This is a genomic window from Blastococcus atacamensis (assembly GCF_002938425.1).
Classification (GTDB): Bacteria; Actinomycetota; Actinomycetes; order Mycobacteriales; family Geodermatophilaceae; genus Blastococcus; species Blastococcus atacamensis.
Map to the genome: position 1 here is coordinate 15,621 of NZ_POQU01000035.1, position 19,846 is coordinate 35,466.

At 74.4% G+C, this 19,846-nt stretch carries 16 protein-coding genes; 4 read left to right on the forward strand and 12 right to left on the reverse strand.

Translation table 11 applies throughout. From position 1 onward, the window contains the following. Nucleotides 1-54: 54 nt before the first annotated feature. From C5508_RS10265 to C5508_RS10275, 3 genes are read left to right on the forward strand one after another with little or no spacing between them, the layout of a single operon-like run. Nucleotides 55-1,614, forward strand: a complete 1,560-nt coding sequence (locus tag C5508_RS10265; RefSeq protein WP_104524846.1) for an LCP family protein — start codon at nt 55-57, stop codon at nt 1,612-1,614. Further along, nucleotides 1,614-2,414, forward strand: coding sequence for a TIGR03089 family protein (locus C5508_RS10270; protein WP_104524847.1), 801 nt, complete (start codon nt 1,614-1,616; stop codon nt 2,412-2,414). The genes C5508_RS10265 and C5508_RS10270 overlap by 1 nt, the downstream gene beginning before the upstream one ends. Before the next feature lie 49 nt (nt 2,415-2,463). Beyond that, nucleotides 2,464-3,285, forward strand: coding sequence for a DUF1028 domain-containing protein (locus tag C5508_RS10275; RefSeq protein WP_104524848.1), 822 nt, complete (start codon nt 2,464-2,466; stop codon nt 3,283-3,285). Nucleotides 3,286-3,288: 3 nt separating this feature from the next. Here C5508_RS10275 and C5508_RS10280 read toward each other — a convergent pair whose 3' ends face one another. Genes C5508_RS10280 through C5508_RS10295 form a run of 4 tightly spaced genes read right to left on the reverse strand, consistent with a single transcriptional unit; the run spans nt 3,289 to nt 7,192 of the window. After that, the gene (locus C5508_RS10280) at nt 3,289-4,446 is read right to left on the reverse strand and encodes an acyl-CoA dehydrogenase family protein (protein ID WP_104524849.1); all 1,158 of its coding nucleotides are present in this window, start codon (nt 4,444-4,446) and stop codon (nt 3,289-3,291) included. A gap of 23 nt (nt 4,447-4,469) precedes the next feature. Beyond that, nucleotides 4,470-4,997 carry a 5-(carboxyamino)imidazole ribonucleotide mutase gene (gene purE, locus C5508_RS10285; RefSeq protein ID WP_232797040.1) on the reverse strand — a complete coding sequence of 176 codons (528 nt, stop codon included), beginning with the start codon at nt 4,995-4,997 and terminating at the stop codon, nt 4,470-4,472. A gap of 39 nt (nt 4,998-5,036) precedes the next feature. Then, nucleotides 5,037-6,242, reverse strand: coding sequence for a 5-(carboxyamino)imidazole ribonucleotide synthase (locus tag C5508_RS10290; RefSeq protein WP_104524850.1), 1,206 nt, complete (start codon nt 6,240-6,242; stop codon nt 5,037-5,039). Nucleotides 6,243-6,298: 56 nt separating this feature from the next. Next, on the reverse strand, nt 6,299-7,192 hold the full coding sequence (locus C5508_RS10295; protein ID WP_104524851.1) for an SGNH/GDSL hydrolase family protein: 894 nt from the start codon (nt 7,190-7,192) through the stop codon (nt 6,299-6,301). A gap of 342 nt (nt 7,193-7,534) precedes the next feature. Here C5508_RS10295 and C5508_RS10300 point away from each other — a divergent pair, with 342 nt between their 5' ends. After that, a complete protein-coding gene (locus C5508_RS10300; protein WP_157944058.1) occupies nt 7,535-9,700 on the forward strand; it encodes an acyltransferase family protein in 2,166 nt (721 codons plus the stop codon). 62 nt (nt 9,701-9,762) lie between these two features. Here the strand turns inward: C5508_RS10300 and C5508_RS10305 are convergent, their stop codons facing one another. From C5508_RS10305 to C5508_RS10340, 8 genes are all read right to left on the reverse strand, one after another. Beyond that, complete coding sequence (locus tag C5508_RS10305; RefSeq protein WP_104524853.1) at nt 9,763-12,723, reverse strand: AAA family ATPase; 2,961 nt, start codon at nt 12,721-12,723, stop codon at nt 9,763-9,765. Beyond that, the gene (locus tag C5508_RS10310; protein WP_104524854.1) at nt 12,720-13,868 is read right to left on the reverse strand and encodes an exonuclease SbcCD subunit D; all 1,149 of its coding nucleotides are present in this window, start codon (nt 13,866-13,868) and stop codon (nt 12,720-12,722) included. Before C5508_RS10310 ends, C5508_RS10305 begins: the two co-directional genes overlap by 4 nt. 78 nt (nt 13,869-13,946) lie before the next feature. Next, nucleotides 13,947-14,528 (reverse strand): PH domain-containing protein, encoded by a 582-nt coding sequence (locus tag C5508_RS10315; RefSeq protein WP_104524855.1) that lies wholly within the window; start codon nt 14,526-14,528, stop codon nt 13,947-13,949. 60 nt (nt 14,529-14,588) lie between these two features. Continuing rightward, a complete protein-coding gene (locus C5508_RS10320) occupies nt 14,589-15,755 on the reverse strand; it encodes an acyltransferase family protein (protein ID WP_198598009.1) in 1,167 nt (388 codons plus the stop codon). 66 nt (nt 15,756-15,821) lie between these two features. Continuing rightward, nucleotides 15,822-16,649, reverse strand: a complete 828-nt coding sequence (locus C5508_RS10325) for a biotin--[acetyl-CoA-carboxylase] ligase (RefSeq protein WP_232797041.1) — start codon at nt 16,647-16,649, stop codon at nt 15,822-15,824. A gap of 19 nt (nt 16,650-16,668) precedes the next feature. Further along, entirely contained in the window at nt 16,669-17,424 is a 756-nt protein-coding gene (locus C5508_RS10330) for a decaprenylphospho-beta-D-erythro-pentofuranosid-2-ulose 2-reductase (RefSeq protein WP_104524857.1), read from the reverse strand. Then, nucleotides 17,421-18,776 (reverse strand): FAD-binding oxidoreductase, encoded by a 1,356-nt coding sequence (locus tag C5508_RS10335; RefSeq protein WP_232797042.1) that lies wholly within the window; start codon nt 18,774-18,776, stop codon nt 17,421-17,423. Before C5508_RS10335 ends, C5508_RS10330 begins: the two co-directional genes overlap by 4 nt. After that, nucleotides 18,769-19,779, reverse strand: coding sequence for a decaprenyl-phosphate phosphoribosyltransferase (locus tag C5508_RS10340; RefSeq protein WP_104524858.1), 1,011 nt, complete (start codon nt 19,777-19,779; stop codon nt 18,769-18,771). The genes C5508_RS10335 and C5508_RS10340 overlap by 8 nt, the downstream gene beginning before the upstream one ends. Between the last annotated feature and the right edge of the window lie 67 nt (nt 19,780-19,846).

Genomic DNA, 19,846 nt, shown 5'->3' on the forward strand with positions numbered 1-19,846 from the left:
CGGCACATCGGCGTCGACCGCCGCGCGGATCCGAGCGAGGGAAGGAACACCACCGTGAGCACCAACGAGCCCGGCCCCTACGAGGCCGACGACCTCCGGCCGCTGCCGCCGCGCCTGGACCCGCGCGCCGGGCGTCCCGGGCGCCCGCGCACGGCGGCCGATGAGCGCCGGGACGCCGGCGACGGCGAGCCGAGGCGCCGCCGGGGCAACGGCCGGGTCGCCGTCACCGCCCGGATCGTCGCGGGCCTGCTCTCCGCCGCACTCCTCGCGGGCTCCGGCTGGGGCTGGTACCTGGGTCAGGTCGCCGCGGCGACGGTGAACCGCACCGATGCCATCCCGACCGACGGCAACGAGGGCACCGGCAACGCCGGCGCGGCGATGAACCTGCTGCTGGTGGGCAACGACAGCCGCAGCTCGCTCTCCGAGGAGCAGCTCGCCGAGCTCAACGCCGGCACCGACTCCGGCGTCAACACCGACACGATGATCCTGGTGCACGTGCCCGCCGACGGGTCGCGGGCCTCGTTCGTCTCGTTCCCCCGCGACTCCTACGTCGACATCCCCGGCTACGGCAAGGACAAGCTCAACGCCGCCTACGCCTACGGCTACGCCGAGGTGGACGACGACGCCGCCGAGAACGCGAAGCAGGCCTCGGGCGCCCAGCTGCTGGTCCGCACGATCAGCCGGCTGACCGGGCTGCAGATCGATCACTACGCCGAGGTCGACCTGCTGGGCTTCTTCAACTTGAGCTCCGTCGTGGGCGGCGTGGAGGTCAACCTCTGCGCGGCGGTCGACGACTCCTACTACTCCGGTGCGGTGTTCGCCGCCGGGCCGCAGACGATCAGCGGCGCCGAGGCGCTGAAGTTCGTGCGCCAGCGCCACGAGCTGCCCCGCGGCGACTTCGACCGGATCATCCGCCAGCAGGTCTTCATCGCCGGCGTGCTGCGCAAGATGCTCTCCGACGAGGTTCTGCTCGATCTCGGCAAGCAGCGCCAGCTCGTCCAGGCCGCGGCCGAGTCGCTCACCGTGGACAAGAACCTCGACCTGCTCCAGCTCGCCGAGCAGATGCAGTCGGTGACCGCCGGCAGCATCGAGTTCCAGACGATCCCCTACATCGGGACCGACCGGGACGAGCAGAACCGGTCGATCATCCGGCTGGAGGACGAGGAGACGCTGCTCGAGTTCTTCGCCGACCTCTCCGCGACCCCGGAGCCCGCGGCCCCGGCGACCACCGAGGCCCCGAAGACCGTCGACCCCGCGCAGGTGCCGGTCGAGATCTTCAACGGCTCGGGCACGTCCGGCCTGGCCGGCAAGGCGGCCACCGCCCTCGCGGCGGCGGGCTTCCCCGTCGGGTCCACGGGCAACGCCTCGTCGATGGACTTCGAGCAGACCGAGATCCGCTACGCCGCCGGTGACGAGGACCTCGCCAACACCGTGGCCGCCGCCATCCCCGGGGCCGCGCTCACGGAGAGCCAGGACCCTACGAGCGGCACCGTCCAGGTCATCCTCGGCAGCGACTTCAACGGGGTCGGCCAGGCCGTCACCCCGACCGCCCCTGCCGCGGAGACCGAGGGCGAGGACGCCCGCACCGCCGCGGACACCACCTGCATCAACTGATGGCCGCCGCTCCCGCCACCCCGGCCGACCTGCTCGCGCAGGCCGTGCGCCGCTCCCCCGCCACGCCCCTGGTGACGTACTACGACGACGCCACGGGGGAACGGGTGGAGCTGTCGGCGACGACGCTGGCCAACTGGGTCGCCAAGACCGCGAACCTCCTCCAGGAGGAATTCGACATCGCTCCGGGCAGCAGGGTGGCGATCGCGCTGCCGGTTCACTGGCAGACGGCGGCGGTCCTGCTGGGCGCCTGGAGCTGCGGCGCGACGGTGGTCGACACCGCCGCCGAGGACGAGGGCCGGCTGGACGACGTCGACGTCGTGCTGGCCGCCCAGGACCGGCTGGCCCCGATCCAGGAGCAGGGCGTCGACGAGCTGCTCGGCCTGTCGCTGCACCCGCTGGGCATGGGCATGACCGGCTACGTCGGACCCGCGCGCGACTTCGCCGTCGAGGTGCGCACGCACGGCGACGTCTTCGCCCCGTGGGCCCCGCCACGGCCCATCGATCCGGGTCTCGCGCTCGGCGGTCTGGAGATCTCCCTGGGCGGCCTCGTGGAGGCCGCCACCGAGCTCGCCGCGCGGCTCGGCATCGCCGAGGGCGACCGGCTGCTGGTCGACGCGCGGGTGGCCGCCGAGGCCGGGCCCGCGGCCTGGTTGCTGGCGCCGCTGGCGGTCGGTGCGTCGCTGGTGCTGGTCGGCTCCGGCCACCCCGACGGCCAGGCGCACCGGGCGGCCACCGAGCGCGTGACGGCTACCCTCGGCTTCCGGGTCGAGGGCGTCCGCGAGCTCGGCCGCACCGCCTGACCCGGTCCGGTCCGCCGCACCGTCCGGCACGAGGGAGCAGCCGAACTCCGTGACGTTCTCGGTCGTGGCCCGTGACGCGGACACCGGCGATCTCGGCATCGCCGTCTCCTCCTGCATCCTCGCCGTCGGCCGGGCGGTGCCCGCCGCGCGCCCCGGTGTGGGCGTGGTGGCGGTGCAGGCACGCAGCCGGCGCGGCCTGGGCGCGACGCTGCTGAACGGTCTGGCCGCAGGCGGCACGCCGGAGGCCCTCGTGCGCCGCGCGGCCCACTCCGCCGAGGACGCCGACCGGCAGATCGCCGTCCTCGACGTGCAGGGACGGGTGGCCGCCGACACCGGCCGTGGCTCGTTCCCGGTCAGCGGTCACGAGATCGGGGACGGCTTCAGCGTGCAGGGCAACATGCTGGCCGGCACGGAGGTGCTGCCGGCCATGGCGCACGCGTTCACGTCGGCCACGGGCAGCCTCCCCGACCGGCTGCTCGCCGCGCTGACCGCCGGGCAGGACGCCGGTGGGGACCTGCGCGGCCGGCAGTCCGCCGCGCTGCTCGTGGTGACCGGCTCCCCCGCCACCGAGGACGACGACGGCGTCGTGGTGGACCTGCGGGTCGACGACTCAGGGGACCCGGTGGCCCAGCTGCGGATGCTCCGCAACCTGCAGCGCGCCTACGACGAACGAGACTACGAGTACCTCACGCTGTTCGCCCCCGAGGGCGCCCGCGAACTCTACGCCGCGCTGGCCGCGTCACGCCGCGGTGACCGGGAGGCCGCCCGGCAGGCGCTGGCCGCCATGCGCAGCCGCCCCGGGTGGTCGGGGTGGCTCAGCGCGATGGCCGGCGACGCCCGCCTCGCGGCGGTCTCCCGGCTGCTCGACTGACCCTCAGCGCAGCAGGCTGCGGGCGATCACCATGCGCTGCACCTGGTTGGTGCCCTCGTAGATCTGGGTGATCTTGGCGTCGCGCATCATCCGCTCGACCGGGAAGTCCTGGGTGTACCCGGCGCCGCCGAAGAGCTGGACGGCGTCGGTGGTCACCTGCATGGCGACGTCGGAGGCGAAGGCCTTGGCCGAGGCCGAGACGCGGGTGACGTCGGGCCGGCCCTGCTCGCCGGCCGCGGCGGCGACGTAGACCAGGTGGCGGGCCGCCTCGATCTTCATCTCCATGTCGGCGAGCAGAAACTGCACGCCCTGGAACTCACCGATCGCCTTGCCGAACTGCCTGCGCTCCTTGACGTAGGCCACCGACGCGTCGAGCGCGCCCTGCGCCACGCCCACGGCCTGCGCGCCGATGGTCGGCCGAGTGAAGTCCAGCGTGCGCAGCGCGGTCTTGAATCCGGTGCCGGGCGCGCCGATGATCCGGTCGGCCGGAATGGTGCAGTCGGTGAAGTAGAGCTCGCAGGTGGGCGAGCCCTTGATCCCCATCTTCCGCTCCTTGGGGCCCACGGCGAAGCCCGGGTCGTCGCGGTGGACGGCGAACGCGGAGATTCCGTTGGCACCCTTCTCGGGGTCGGTCACCGCCATGACCGTGTACCACTCGGAGATGCCGGAGTTGGTGATCCAGGCCTTGGTGCCGTTGAGCACCCACGAGTCGCCGTCGAGCCGGGCGCGCGTCTTCATCGCGGCCGCGTCGGAACCGGCCTCCCGCTCGGAGAGCCCGTAGCTGATCATCGCGTCGCCGGCGGCGATGGGGCGCAGCACCTTCTGCTTGAGCGCCTCGTCGGCGGACAGGATGATCGGCATCGAGCCGAGCTTGTTCACCGCCGGGATCAGCGAGGCGCTGACGTCGACCCGGGCGACCTCCTCGATGACGATGCAGGTCGCGATCGCGTCGGCACCCTCGCCGCCGTAGGCCTCGGGGATGTGGGTGGCCTGGAAGCCGGCGGCGGTCAGGGCCTTCTGCGCCTCGACCGGGAACCGCGAGTCGGCGTCGACCTCGGCCGCGAACGGCGCGATCTCCCGCTCGGCGATGTCGCGGACGGCCGCACGGATGGCCTCGTGCTCCTCGGTCAGGGCGTAGAGCCCCGCAGCGTCGTTACCCACGCATCCGATCGTAGGACGTCCCACTACCCGCCGGTAGCAAGCCGCTCCTGCAGGGTGACGTCACGGGCCGCGACCTGCTCGGCGAGGTCGGCCTGGAAGCGGGCCACGGCCACGAGGAGCGCCGGGTCCCCGGCGGCCAGGATGCGCACGGCCAGCAGTCCGGCGTTGCGGCCGCCGCCGATGCTCACCGTCGCCACCGGGACGCCGGCCGGCATCTGCACGATGGAGAGCAGGCTGTCGAGGCCGTCGAGCCGGTCCAGCGCGCGGGGCACGCCGATGACCGGGAGCGGGGTGGCGGCCGCGACCATGCCGGGCAGGTGCGCCGCGCCTCCCGCCCCGGCGATGATCACCCGCAGGCCGCGGCCCGCGGCGGACTCGGCGTAGTCGAGCATCCGGCGCGGGGTGCGGTGCGCGGAGACCACGTGCGCCTCGTACGGGATGCCGAACTCCTCCAGCGCCGAGGCGGCCGGCTCCATCGTGGGCCAGTCGGAGTCGCTGCCCATGACGATGCCGACCACCGGGTCGTCGCTGTCGCGGCGCTGCTCGGTCACGGGGCTCCTCGGTGGTCGGCCGGTCAGTGGTCGGGCTGGTCAGTGCTCGGTCGGGAACGCGAACGCCGGGTCGACGACACCGTCGGCGAGGTAGCGAGCCGCGGCCACCGCCCGTGCCCGGACCTCGGCCAGGTCCTCCCCCAGCGCCGTCACGTGCCCGAGTTTCCGGCCGGGGCGCTGCCCCTTGCCGTACCAGTGCAGCTTCACGTCGGGCCAGTGCGCCAGGAGGTGATGGATCCGCTCGTCGAGGCCGGGGCCGGCCCAGTCCTCGGCCGCGGCGGCACCGCCCAGCACGTTGGCCATCACCACCACCGGGGCGGTCATCGCCGTCGAACCGAGCGGGTAGTCCAGGACGGCGCGCAGGTGCTGCTCGAACTGGCTCGTGCGGGCGCCCTCGATGGTCCAGTGCCCGGAGTTGTGCGGGCGCATGGCGAGCTCGTTGACCAGCACGCCGTCGGCGGTCTGGAACAGCTCGACGGCGAGCATGCCGACGACGCCCAGCCGGTCGGCGATCCGGACGGCGAGTTCCTGGGCGGCCGTGGCCAGCTCGTCGGAGAGCCCGGGCGCCGGCGCCACGACCTCCGCGCACACGCCGTCGCGCTGCACAGTCTCCACCACCGGCCACACGGCGACCTGGCCGAACGGCGAGCGGGCCACCTGCGCCGAGAGCTCCCGCACCCACGTCACCCGCTCCTCAGCGAGGAGCGTGCCGTGCTGCTCGACCAGGGCGGCGGCGGTCCCGGCGTCGGGGACGACGAACACGCCCTTGCCGTCGTAGCCACCCCGCGGGGTCTTCAGCACGACCGGCCAGCCGTGCGCCGCCGCGAAGGCGGTGACGTCGGCGGCCGAGGCGACCTCGGCCCAGGCCGGTTGGGGCTCCCCCGCCTCGGCCAGTGCTCGGCGCAGCACCAGCTTGTCCTGCGCGTGCACGAGCGCCTCGGGCCCGGGGGCGACCCGGGCGCCGGCCTCGACCAGGGCGCGCAGGTGATCGGTCGGCACGTGCTCGTGGTCGAAGGTGACCACGGTGGCGCCGTCGGCCAGGTCCCGCAGCGCCGCCAGGTCATCGTGGGCGCCGATCCGGACGTCGGCCGCGACCAGCGCGGCGGACTCGTCGGGGCCGGCGGAGAGGACCCGGAGCGACTGGCCGAGCGCGACGGCAGCCTGGTGCGTCATGCGGGCGAGCTGACCGCCGCCGACCATGGCCACCACGGGCAGGCCGGTGCGCGGGTCCGGGGAGAAGGCCATGACCTGGCGAGTCTAGACGCGCGGAGGACCGGCCGGTCGCGGGGAACCCGGCCCGGTCAGCCGAGCGCCGCGACCGCCTCGCCGATGCGCCGGCCGGACTCCGCGGCGACGCCGTCGGGGAGGTGGGTCCCGTCGGTGGTCGTCCCGGGCAGGAACGTGCCACCGGCGTCGATCGGGGCCCACGGGTCGACGTAGGTCCACCCTCGCGCGGCCGCCAGCGCGGCCAGTGCGGCGTTGTAGGACTGCCGGAGCTCGGGGAACTTGTCGTTCGGCGGGATCGCGACGACGGCCACCACGGGGATGCCTGCTGAGGCGACCATGCCGTCCAGCGCGACGGCGGAGCGCTCCCACGGCACTCCGCGCAGCACGTCGTTCGTGCCCGCGAGGATGACCAGCGCCTCGGCGTCGGCGGGCACGGTCGCCGCCAGCATCTCCTCGGTGGTTGAACCCGGGACCGCCCAGCCGCCCGCGAAGTGGAGCCCGGGAACCGCGTCGGCGGCCGGGACCCAGGAGGCCGACCCCCGGACCTCGGTCCCGGAGATCGCCTCACCACCCGCCGTGAGCGAGTCGCCGATGACGGCGAACGTGGTCACCGTCTCCTGCACCACTGGAGGCGCGACCTGCGGGGCCGCCTCCGCGATCGAGACGACCACGGACTCCGCCACGGTCTCCACGGCCGAGGCGAAGGCGGAGGCGAGCAGCGACGCGAGGACCGAGCCGGGACCGGCGCCCGCGGGCGAGCGCCGGTCGGTCGAGGCGGGGTCGGCTGCCGGCGCGGCACCGCTCGGCGCGGCCGTCGCGGCCTCCGCGGCGTCCGACCACCCCGGGGACGGCGCGCTCCCGGCCGGCGCGGCCGAGGCGGCCGACGCGGACCCGATCACGAGCGAGGCGACGGCGGCCAGGAGAACCGGACCGACGGGAGTGGACCGGCGCACGGGGAACGGGGGCACCGATCCAGTTTCCCGCAGGGACCCGCAGCAGGCAGGACGGCCGAGGAACGTGTCCATCACTTCCGGCCGGAGGCTCCGGACGGCGTCGTCGATGGGGCCGAGATTGCGGGCTTCTGCCGAGACCTGCCTTCCGAAGCATCCTCGGATCGTGATGCTTCTGTGACTCGAGTGACCACTGCGGTGCGCGAGATGTGACGGGCCCGTCCGTTCCGCGACCGGCCTCCATCGCTGCTAACGTTCCGACGTCAGCTACTGAGCGCTACCCCATGATCACCGATCGTCGAGCCGGGGGCCTCGGGAAGCCGGACGGGCCATCTGCTTCCCACGGGGGTTACCGCAAGCGTGTTCGACACCCAGGTCATCAGCGCCCGATCGCGCTCCGTGCCCGCCGTCCCGGGGCCGCGCCACGCGGTGGACGTCCGCCCGGAGCGCGCGGAACCCGCCCGCCCCCGGGGAGCGCACGTCCCGCGGCTCGACATCCAGGGCCTGCGCGCGGTCGCCGTCGGCCTGGTGGTCCTCTACCACCTGCGCCCCGACCAGCTCAGCGGCGGCTTCGTCGGCGTCGACGTCTTCTTCGTCATCTCGGGCTTCCTGATCGTCGGCTCCCTCGGCCGCGAGGCCACCCGCACGGGGACGATCTCCCTCACGAGCTTCTACATGAAGCGCATCCGCCGGCTGCTGCCCGCGTCGGCGCTGGTGCTCGTGGTCGTCATGGCCGCGACCATGCTGCTGTTGCCACTGAGCCGCTGGCAGGGCACGGCGGAGAGCGTCCTGGCCTCCACCCTCCAGGTGCAGAACTGGGCGCTGGCGATGAGCAGCGGCTACGCCGCAGCCACGGAGGCGGTCTCGCCGCTGCAACACTTCTGGTCGCTGGCGGTCGAGGAGCAGTTCTACCTCGGGGTCCCGCTCCTGCTGATCGGCCTCGTCTGGCTGGCCGGCCGGCTCGGCCGCTCGCGCATGGCCGTGGTGATCGGCGGCATCGCCGTCCTCACCGTCGCGTCCTTCGTCTACTCCGTCGTCTACACGGCCTCGAACCACGACGTCGCCTACTTCGCGACCACCACCCGCGTCTGGGAGCTCACCGCCGGCGGCCTGCTGGCCCTGGTCGCGACCCGGCTGCGGCTGTCCGCGCCGGTGCGGACGACGGCCGGCCTGGTCGGCCTGGCCGCGATCTGCGGGTCGGCGCTGACCTACACGACCGCCATGGCCTTTCCCGGCTGGGTCGCGATCGTCCCGGTGCTCGGGACAGTGCTCGTCATCGCCGCCGGCACCCCGGCGGCCGGCGAGTCCGTTCCCGCGGGCGCCGGCCCGGCCACCTGGCTGTTGAGCACGCGGCCGGCGACCTTCGTCGGCGACATCAGCTACTCGCTGTACCTGTGGCACTGGCCGCTGATCATCTTCTACGGCTTCTTCGCCGAGCGGGTCCCGACCAAGATCGAGTGCCTCGCCCTGGTGGCCGGCTCCCTCGCCCTCGCCTGGCTCTCCACCCGGTTCGTCGAGGAGCCGTTCCGCGGTTCCGCGCACGCCGGGCGGGCCCGCGCCGCCACGCCGGCCCGTGCCTTCCGGCTGGCCGCCGTGCTCGTCGTGACCGGGGTGCTGACCGCGGCCGGCCCGTGGCTCTACCTGCAGGACCGCCTCGAGCAGTTCCGCCTGCAAGGCCTGGACCCCACCCACACCGGTGGTGCCGCGCTGCTGCCCGAGCAGATGGTGCCCACGTCCGGGTCGGTGGTGCCGCATCCCGCCATCGCCGCCGAGAGCGGCCCGATCATCTACGCGAACGACTGCGGCCTGTACGACCCCGCCACGATGACCCCCGGCGCGTGCACCTACGGCGACCCCGCCGCGAGCGAGGCCGTCGTGCTGGTCGGCGACTCGCACGCGGCCCAGTTCGCGACGGTGCTGTCGGACATCGCCGCCGGCGAGGGCCTGCGCCTGCAGGCGATGGTCCACGACGGCTGCCCGTTCGGGATGGCGCTGCCCCGGACGCCGATGGGCCCCCTGACGACGTGCCCGGAGGGCAACGCCGCCACCCTGGAGCAGATCCTCGAGCTGAAGCCCCGCGCGGTGATCACCTCGGCGATGAACCCGGCTGGCTACGCCTCGGTCCTGGGCTTCCGGTGGACGTCCTTCTCCGCGCAGGTGGAGGGGTACCGCGAGGCCTGGGCGCCGCTGCTGGAGGCGGGCATCGAGGTCGTCGTGCTCAGGGACACCCCGTTGCCGACCTTCCACGCGCCGGAGTGCGTCGAGCGCCACGGCGCAGATGCGCCGCAGTGCCGCACCGATCGCGAGACAGCCGTCGAGGACACCCCGGATCCCGCCGTCGCCGCCGCGAAGGGTCTCTCCGGTGTCCGGGTCGTCGACCTGACCGGCCACCTGTGCAACGCCGAGGTCTGCCCCGCCGTCATCGGCAACGTGCTGGTCTACCGCGACAACCACGTCACCGACATGTTCGCGCGCAGTCTGCACGGACCCCTGCGCGAAGCGCTCTTCGGCGGCGCGGCGTCCTGACACCCGCCTGAGACCCGCTCCGACGGCCCGTTCCCGGCACCCCGGGGGCGGGCCGTCGTCGGTCAGCCGGCCAGGCGGGACCCGTTCCGGCCGGCGATGACCTCGAGCCGGGTGGGGATGCGCGTGCGCAGCTCCTCCAGGTGGCTGATCACCCCGACCGTCCGACCGCCCCGGCGGAGCTCGTCGAGCACGGTCATCACCGCGTCGAGCGCCTGCGCGTCAAGCGTGCCGAACCCCTCGTCGACGAACAAGGTGTCGATGCGGACACCCCCGGTCTCGGCGGTGACGACGTCGGCGAGGCCGAGCGCGAGCGCCAGCGACGCCATGAAGCTCTCGCCACCGGAGAGCGTCTTGGTCGGCCGCCGAGCGCCGGTGTACTCGTCGAACACGTCGAGCCCGAGGCCGCCGCGGGCGCCGTGGCGCCCCTGGGCGTCACTGTGCAGGAACGTGTAGCGGCCACCGGACATGTCCAGGAGCCGGCGGCTGGCGACCTCGGCCACCTGCTCCAGCCGGGCGGCGAGGACGAAGGACTGCAACCGCATCTTCCGGGTGTTGGCGCCGCGCCCGTGGGTGAGGTCGGCGAGCGCGGTGACCTGGTCGGCCCAGTCGCGCAGCTCCGCGAGCTCGAGCTCGGCGGCGGCGATCCGCCCCACGACGTCGGTCAGCGAGCTGGTGCAGCGGCGGGCCTGCTCCAGCTGCGCCACCGCCTCCTCGCGTCCGCGGGTGGTGCCGGCGCACCGGTCCTCGAGACCGGCGATGTCGGGCCGCGGGCCCAGATCGGCCAGTTCGGGGTCGGCCAGCACCGCACGCAGCACGGCCAGTCGCTGGTCGTGCTCGTCGAGCTGCCGGTCGAGCCGGGCCAGCCGGCCGGGCTCCAGCAGGGCGTCGGAAGCGGCGAGCACGTCGTCGAAGCCGGCGGCCACGGCGCGCTCCTCGGCCGCGCGACGGGCCGCGTCGGCCTGCACCCGGGCGCGCAGCTCCTCGGTCTCCGCGGCGGTCACGGCCTCGCAGGCGGCGGCCGCGGCCGCGAGCCGGGTCACCCGCGCGGCCAGGTCGCGGTCGGTGCCCCGGGCGGCCTCGAGGCGGTCGCGCAGCTCGCCGAGCCCGGCGGCCAGCGCCTCGCGCTCGGCACTCCGCGCCACCAGCTCCTCGCGGTCGCCGGCCAGGCGGGCCGCGACCTCCTCGCGCTCGGCGACCAGCCGGCGGAGCAGGTCCTCCGCCGCCCGAAGACCGGCGGCGAGCGTCGACGTGGTCCGGACGGTGGAGGTCAGCTCGGCGACGCGTGCGGCCTGCTCGGGCACCGGCAGCTCGCCGGCCCGCGCCCGGAGGGCGGCCAGCTCGCGCCCGGCCTCCTCCAGCCGGCCGGCCGCCGCGGTGTGGACCGAGTCCGCCTCGTCGGCGGCGGTCCGGGCGGCGTCCTCGTCGACGGCGGTGATGCGCTCCCCTGCCGCGGTGGCCGGTCGTGGGTGCTCTGTGGCGCCGCAGACGGGGCAGTCCTCGCCGTCGGTGAGCCCGGCGGCCAGCTCGGCGGCCATGCCGTCCAGCCGCCGCCCGCGCAAGTCCAGCCAGCGTTCCCGGGCGTCGGCTCGCGCGTCGCGGGCACGGCGCACGTCCTCCCGCAGCGCGACCACTCGGCCGTCCAGCCGCTCGGCCGCCCGCGTCGCGGTCAATGCCGCCTGGGCGGCGTCCAGCGCCGCCTGGGCGCCCGGCAGCTCCGCCGCGGCGGACCGCGCCACGGCCACGAGCTCCTCCTGCGCGCGCACGCGGGAGGGCAACGCCTCCAGTGCCTGCTCGCCGGAGCCGCACCGCCGCGACAGGGCGTCGACGGCCCGGTCCAGGGCGGCGATCGACCGCTCGAGCCCGGCCACCCGGTCGACCTCCGGCAGCAGCGCGCGGGACTCGGCGACCCGGTCGCGGAGATCGCGGCCGACGCTCGCGCTCGCCTCCTGCCCGTCGGAGACCGGGGTCCAGGCCGCACGGGCGGCGGCGAGCGCGCCGGCCGCCCGCTCCGCGGCGAGAGCGGCCGTCCCGGCGGCGAGCAGCACGTCGCGGAGCGGCTCGGCCCGGCGGCCGGCATCCCGCTCGGCGCGCAGCGGCGCCAGGGCCGGCTCCCGCTGCTCCAGCGCCTCGACCTCCGCGGTCGCCTGGTCGCGGCGGGTGTGCCGCTCCTGGAGCGCACGGGCCGCGGCCAGCGCCGCGTCCGTGGCGGCCACCTCGGCGGCGGCGGCGTCGGCACGAGCCGCGGCCCCGGTCAGGCGGCGTTCGGCGTCGGCCGCGACCGCATCGACCCAGGGCAGCACCCGGCCACCCGCGGCGGCGCCGACGAGCTCGGGCGCCAGTTCCTCCGGCACGTCGACGTCGGCGATCTGGGCCACCCGGGCCAGCAGGGTGCTCAGCTGCGCCCGCCGGCCGGCGGTCCGCTCACGGGCGACCGCGCGCTCCTCGGCGAGCCACTCCTCGGCGCGGGCGAACCGGTCGACGTCGAACAGGGTGCGCAGCAGCTCCGCGCGGTGCTCGGGCTCGGCCCGCAGGAAGCGCGCGAAGTCGCCCTGCGGGAGGAGGACCACCTGGCAGAACTGGTGCACGTCGAGACCCAGCCGGGTGCGCAGGTGCTCCGAACCCTCGTCGATGCGGGTGCTCACCGGCTCCCAGCCGCCGTCGGTGAGCCGGGACACCACGAGCTTCGCCTGCTCGGTCGCCCAGCCCTCGCCACGCTTCTTGGGCCGCTGCTGCTCGGGCCGGCGCACCACCCGCAGTCGCTCCGCACCCAGGGTGAGCTCGCAGGTCACCTCGGTGCGGGTGGCGGGGTCGGCGTGGTCGCTGCGCAGCCGCTTCTCCTCGCCGCGCGCGCCGGGCACCCGGCCGTAGAGCGCGAACACCACGGCGTCGAGCAACGTGGTCTTGCCTGCGCCGGTGGGACCCCACAGGAGGAACAACCCGTCGCGGCCGACCTCGTCGAGGTCGACCTGCACCGTGCCGGGGAACGGGCCGAAGGCGGTGAGGGAGAGCTGGTGCAGCCTCACCGGGCGGCCTCCTCGCGGTCGGCGGCGCCCAGCGCGCGGGCCAGCATCTCCCGTTCGGCGGGGGTCGCCGCCACCCCCCGGACGTGCGAGACGAACTCGCCGGCGACCTCGAGGGCGCTGCGGCCGCGCATCCGCTCCTGGTAGCTCCCGCTCTCGGCCGCCGATCCCGCGGCGGTCCAGTCCAGGTGGACGCAGAAGGGGAAGCGGGCCTGCAGCCGGCGCATCGGGTCCGCAGGCCGGGCCGGATCGGTGAGCCGGGCAGAGACGAAGTGCTGCTCGGCCTGAGCGTGCGCCGGATCGGCCAGGAGCTCCTCCAGGGTCCCGGTCAGCACGCTCAGCGACCGCGGGGTGGGCAGCGGAACCGCCCGCACCTCGGCCAGCCCACCGGCGTCCAGCTCGACCAGCCAGGCCTGCTTCTGCTGCCCCGCCTCGCCGAAGGAGTAGGCCAGCGGTGAGCCGCTGTAGCGCATGCGGGGGCTGAGCGTCTGGGGACGGTGCAGGTGCCCGAGCGCCACGTAGTCGACGCCGTCGAAGACCGAGGCGGGCACGAGGTCGACGCCGCCGACGCAGATGTCCCGCTCGCTCTCGCTGGCCACCCCGCCGCCGACGAACGCATGGGCGAGCACGACCGACCGAACGCCCGGCCGGAGGAAGAGGTCGGCCCGCACCCGGTCCATCGCCTCGCGCAGCACCGCCTCGTGACCGCGGGCACCGGGGATCCCGAGCTCATGCCGTGCCACCTCGGGCTCGAGGTAGGGGATGCCGTAGATCGCGACCTCGCCGTGCTCGTCGGCCAACAGCACCGGCTCGTCCAGCCGCGGGGTGGCCGCGCGCACGTGCAGGCCGGCGGCGCTCAGCAGGCCGGAGAAGGTGCCGAGCCGCCGGGCCGAGTCGTGGTTGCCCGGGGTGAGCACCACGCGCGCGCCGGTGGCCAGCAGCCGGCCGATGACCCGGTCCAGCACCGCCGTGGCGTCGGCCGAGGGGACGGCGCGGTCGTAGACGTCACCGGCCACCACGACGACGTCGACCTGCTCGGCGGTCACGACGGCGACCAGGCCGCCGAGCACCGCCTCCTGCTCGGCCAGCAGGTCGGTGCCGTGCAGCGTCCGACCGATGTGCCAGTCGGAGGTGTGCAGCAACCGCATGCCGCCGAAGGTAGGGAGGGGGTACGACAGAAACGCTCAGGCGCGCCGTGACCGATCGGTCACATCGGGTCGCCGCGGTCAGAGGACGGCGGTCGACCGCCAGCCTTCCTCGGGCGGGTGGCCGTAGCCGTCGTCGCCCCGGACGTACCCGGCGTTCTCCGCCGCCCGCCGGTCGGCGTCCTCCTCGATCATGAACGCGATCAGCTGCTGGACGCCGTCGCTGTCGGGGATCTGCCGCAGCACGGTGGCCCCGCCGTCGCCGGCGGTCTCGATGGTCAGCGTGCCGGAGTGGATGATCCGCTCCCACAGCGTCTGCGTGTAGGAGATGTCGGTGATCCTGGACAGGCCCAGGTCCCGGCCCCGCCGGGCCAGCACGCCCTCGCGGAACAGCAACCGGTGGGTGGTGACCACGTAGTGGGTGGTCCGCCACCGCAGCACCGGGACGACGACGAACACCAGCAGGAGCAGCGCGCACAGCACCACGATCGACAGCCGGATCATCCCCTGCTGCGGGCCCACGGGGACCAGGGCGGCGCCGAAGGAGGCGCCTCCGACGAGCAGCAGCAGCAGGACCACCGGCCAGAAGACCGTCAGCCAGTGCGGGTGCAGGTGGCGGACGACCTCTTCGTCGTCGGCGAGCAGCTTGTCCGGGAAGGCCACGCAGCCAGGATGACGGAGCCTCCCCCGGGCGTCACCCTCCGAGCGGCCCGCGTGTCGGGGTCAGGAGCCGCCGGAGGAGCCGGCCATGACGCCGGCCCGTGCGGCGGGAATCCGGTCGGCGGCGTCCAGCGGCGACCAGGGGGCCGGCTCCTCCGGCTGCTCCGCCGAGACCCGCGGGACCGGGACCGCCGACCGGCCGGGCAGCCCGAACCCGCGCATCGACCGGCGGGCGGGCTCCTCGACGAACCGGTGGACCAGGTAGGAGAGCACCATCGTGGCCATGAACATCTGGGGCAGGAGGAGGGTGCCCAGGCCGGTCCCCGGAGCTAGACGGGGGTGCCAGTCCATGAGCGTGTAACCGATCTCGAAGACCGGGATGTGCACGAGGTACATGGCGAAGGAGACCTTGCCGCCGAGGACGGCGGTGTCGGTCGAGAGCCACCGGCTCGGGCCCCGGGTGGACAGGGCCAGGGCGCCGACGATCACCGGGAAGGCGATGACGGCCAGGGCGCTGTCGTTCGTGCTGCCGACCTTCGCGCTGTCCGCCCAGAGCAGGACCAGCACCTCGGCCGCGGCGAGCACGGCGACGCCGCCGGCGATGCGGTCGACCTTGTCGGTCCGCGGGATGCGCCGGACGGCGAGGCAGATCAGCGCACCGGACACGAAGCCGCTCCCGATGCGCAGCGCCCAGGCGTAGGGGAAGTCGAGGCCGGTCTCGGTGGTCGAGAGGTAGCCCAGCGGCACCATCGCGGCGACCCCTAGGGCACCCAGCAGGGCCGGGTGCGCGTTCCGCAGCCGCCACAGGACGAGGACGAGGACCGGGAAGACGGTGTAGGCCGCCCACTCGGCGCTGATCGACCAGGCGGGACCGACCCAGCTGGAGCCGGCGAGGGCCTCGCGGTGCCACATCTGGACCATGAGCATCTGCTCGACCCAGTGCGGGAAGTCCAGGACGGGCTGGACCGTCTGGTACGCGACCGGACCGGGGCGCCCGGTGCCTGCCTTGTAGAACAGCCAGATCCCGAACAGCGCGGTGACGAGGGCGTGCACCGGCCAGATGCGGCAGGCCCGGGCCCACCAGAACCGGACCCAGCCGCTCGGGGAGGGGCGGGAGCCGAGCTTGTCCAGGTAGGTCAGCGACCGGATCTTCGCGACCGGCTGGGGCGCCTCGCGACGGGATCGGTTGCCATGGGCCAGCGGGCGGTGCGCCGCGGTGCGGGAACTCACGCTTGCTGAGGTAGTGGCTGAAACCCGTTGAGTGAGTGCAGTGCGGCGGGGCGGGGGACTCATCCGTCACATGCGCCGCACCTGCCGCACGTCCCCGGATGCCAGCTCCACCGTGCCCGCGGCGGTCGCGAGGACCAGCCGGCCGTCCCAGTCCACGGCCTGGGCCACCCCCTCCAGCGTCGAGCCGTCGGGCATCGTCACGACCACGTCGCTGCCGACCGTCGAGGACCAGATCAGGTAGTCCTGCGCCAGCTGCGAGGCGATCGGATCGCCGAGCACCGTCGTCCACCGGCGGTACCGCGCCTCGAAGACCCGGAGGAACCCCAGGAGCACCGGGCCCCGGTCGACGGTGGCGCCGGTGACCATCGACAGCGACGTCCCCGTCTCCGGCAGCTCCTCGGCGGAGGTGGAGACGTTGAGCCCCACACCGACGACGACGGCGTTCCGGCTGCTCTGGGCCAGGATCCCGGCCAGCTTGCGCCCGTCGCGGGCGAGCAGGTCGTTGGGCCACTTGAGCGAGGCAAGCACGCCGGTCACCTCGCGCACCGACTCGGCCAGCGCCACTCCGGTGAGCAGCGGGAGCCAGCCCCGCCGCGATGCCGGCACGTCGGGGCGCAGCAGCACGGAGACGGTGATGCCGGCCCGTGGTGGCGAGGTCCACGCGCGGTCCAGCCGGCCCCGGCCGGTGACCTGGTGCTCGGCCACCAGCACCGCCCCTTCCGGGGCGTCGTCCTCGGCGGCGGCCACCAGCGCGGCGTTGGTGGAGCCGATCTCCTCCACCACCTCGACCGAGCGCCACAGGCTGCTGTCCCGGGTCAGCGCCGACTGCAGCGCGGCGGCGTCCAGCGCGGGTCGCCCGAGGTCCGACCAGCGGGAGGAAGGGATGTCGGTCACGGGCAGACGGTAGCCAGGATCAGAAGGACAGCCGCCGGAAGATCGCCCGGGGCGTGTGCCGGAGGCCGGTCATCACCCAGCGCAGAGCACCGGGCACCCAGATCGTGTGCCGCCTTGCGCGCACGCCGGCGACGATCGCCTCGGCCACGACCTCCGGCGTGGTGGCGAGCGGGGCGTCGGGCATGCCCTCGGTCATCTTCGACCGGACGAACCCCGGCCGGACGACGAGGACCGACACCCCGCTGCCGGCCAGCGAGTCGCCGAGGCCGGAGTAGAAGGCGTCCATGCCGGCCTTGGTCGAGCCGTAGACGTAGTTGGTCTTCCGGACGCGCTCGCCGGCCACCGACGACAGCGCCACGATCACGCCGTGCCCCTGGGTCCGCATCCGGCCGGCCAGCTCGGTGCCCACCGCGACGGCGGCGACGAAGTTGACCTGCGCCAGGTGCGCCGCGGCGACGGAGTCCGTGCGCAGCCGGGCGGCGTCCCCCAACTGCCCGAACGCGACCACCGCGACGTCGATGTCGCCGTTCGCCGTCGCGGCGGCGACCGCGCCGGCCGGCGACGCCGGGTCGTCGGCGTCGAAGTCCACCACCTCGACCTGCCCGCCGGCGCCGCGGAGCTCGTCGGCCACCGCCGCCCGCCGGGGGGTGTCGCGGGCCGCGACGACGACGCGCAGCGGCCGCTCGGCGAGGTAGCGGCGGGCCGTGGCGACGGCGATGTCCGAGGTGCCACCGACGAGGAGCAGTGAGCCGATCGAACCGAGGGCGTCGATCACAGGGAGAGCCTCCTGGCGAGGTCGGAGGTGAAGACGCCCTCGGGATCCACGCGCCTGCGCACGTCCCGGAACGACTCGAGCCGCGGGTACATCTGCCCGAACAGGTCGGGTCGCACCCGCGGATCCTTGGCGAGGTAGACCCGGCCGCCCGCTCCCACGACGAGCTCGTCGAGCTCGTCGAGGAGGCCGGCCAGACCCTCGACGACGGGGATGTCCAGTGCCAGGGTCCAGCCGGACACGGGGAACGACAGCATGCCCGGGTTGCCCTCGCCGAACCGCTTGAGGACGGCCAGGAAGGAGGCGTGGCCGGAGCTGCTGATGCGGATGAGCGCGCGGCGCATCGCGTCCTCGCCCCCGTGGGGGACGACGAACTGGTACTGGACGAAGCCCCGGGGTCCGTAGACGCGGTTCCAGTTCCCGACGCCGTCGAGCGGGTGGAAGAAGGCCCCGATGGTCTGCAGCTGGTCCCGCTTGTGCCGGGGGGACTTCCGGTACCAGACCTCGTTGAACGCAGCGACCGTCGCTTGGTTGAGCAGGCCGGAGGGGAAGACCCCGGGGGTGGAGAGCCGGACCGCACCCGAGTAGCGCAACGGGTCGGCCCGCTGCTTCTCCGTCAGCTCGTCCCTCCGGGCGAAGCGCCCCCGGGTGAGCACCGAGCGGCCCATCCGGGCACCGGTCGCCACGCAGTCGATCCAGGCCACCGAGTAGTCGTAGAGGTGGTCGGTCTCGGTGAGCAGCGTCATGAGCGAGTCGAGGTCCGGCGTGCGGTCGGTGTCGACCAGCAGCCGCGAGGTCTCGATCGGCGTCATCCGGAGCCGGACACGCAGGATGACGCCGGTCAGGCCCATGCCGCCGGCGGTGGCCCAGAACAGGTCGGGGTCCCGGTCGGGCCCGATCCGGCGCACCTGGCCGTCCGCGGTGAGGAGGTCCAGCCAGGCCACGTGCTGGGAGAAGGTCCCGGCGACGTGGTGGTTCTTGCCGTGGATGTCGGCCGCGATCGCCCCGCCCACGGTCACGTACCGGGTCCCCGGTGTCACCGGGACGAACAGGCCCATCGGCACGAACAGGTTCATGAGCCGGTCGAGCGAGATCCCGGCCTCCACCTCGATCTCGGCGCCGGCGAGGTCGACGTCGAGCACGCGGTCGGCCGCGGTCATGTCCAGGACGAGCCCGCCGGCGTTCTGAGCGGCGTCGTTGTAACTGCGCGCGAGCCCCCGGGCGACCAGCCCGCGCTGCGTCCTGGCGGCCAGGGCGGTCCCGGCGTCCTCCGGGCCCCGCACCGGGACCACGGTCGCCGGCGTGGGCGCCGTGCGGCCCCACCCTGTCAGCGGCACCGTCGCGGGATCAGCCACCGACAACCCCCACGCCGACGGCGCCGGCCCACGCCAGCCCGAGCACCAGCAACACGCGGTCGTGCAGCACGATCTCCTCGGGTGCGCCCGCGGTGCCCTGGTCCACGTCGACGGCGTACCGCAGGATGCCCAGCACGAACGGCGCGATCGACAGCGCCGCCCACGGGACGCCGGTGCGGGACTCCCCCATCTCGAACGCCCACAGGCTGTACGCGGTGCAGGCCACACCGGCCGAGAGGCTCCAGACGAAGCGCAGGTAGCTCGCCGAGTACTCCTCCAGCGTGCGCCTGGTCCTGGCGCTGTCTCCGACGACGACCAGCTCGGAGTAGCGCTTCCCGGCGACCATGAACAGCGACCCGAACGACGCCACGAGCAGGAACCACTGCGACAGCTGCAGTCCGGCAGCCACGCCCCCGGCCACGCCCCGGAGCAGGAAACCGGAGGCGACCACCGCGAGGTCGAGGACGGGCTGGTTCTTCAGCCCCAGGCAGTAGCCCAGCTGCAGGACGACGTACGCCCCGATCACCCAGGCCAGCGCCGGGCGGGTCAGCAGGAGACCCCCGGCCAGGGCCAGCGCCGCGAGGGCGACGGCCAGCGCCAGGGCCAGCCAGCGCGGAACGACCCCGGCGGCGATCGGCCGCGACCGCTTGCGCGGGTGCCGGCGGTCCTCCTCCACGTCGATCACGTCGTTGACGAGGTAGACCGCACCCGACGCGAGGCAGAACAGGACGAACGCGAGCAGCGTCGGACCGAGGACGTCGGCGTCGGCGATCCGGCCGGCCGCCAGCGGCACGGCCAGCACGAGCACGTTCTTCGACCACTGCTGCGGGCGCACAGCGCGCACCAACCCCCGCAGGAGACCGCCCCGGGGCGGTTCGGCCGGTGGCGCGGGAGCGGGCGGGGGAGCAGGCGCCGGGATCGGTCCGCCGGTCGCCGCGGCGGCTCCATGCACCGGCGGCCGGAAGCGCCGCGCGGACGGCACGGGCACGGGGGCGTCGGGCATCGACGGGCCTTCCTGCAGGGGGCCTGTCCCTTATAACCATCTGACGCTCACGACGAAAAGAATAGTG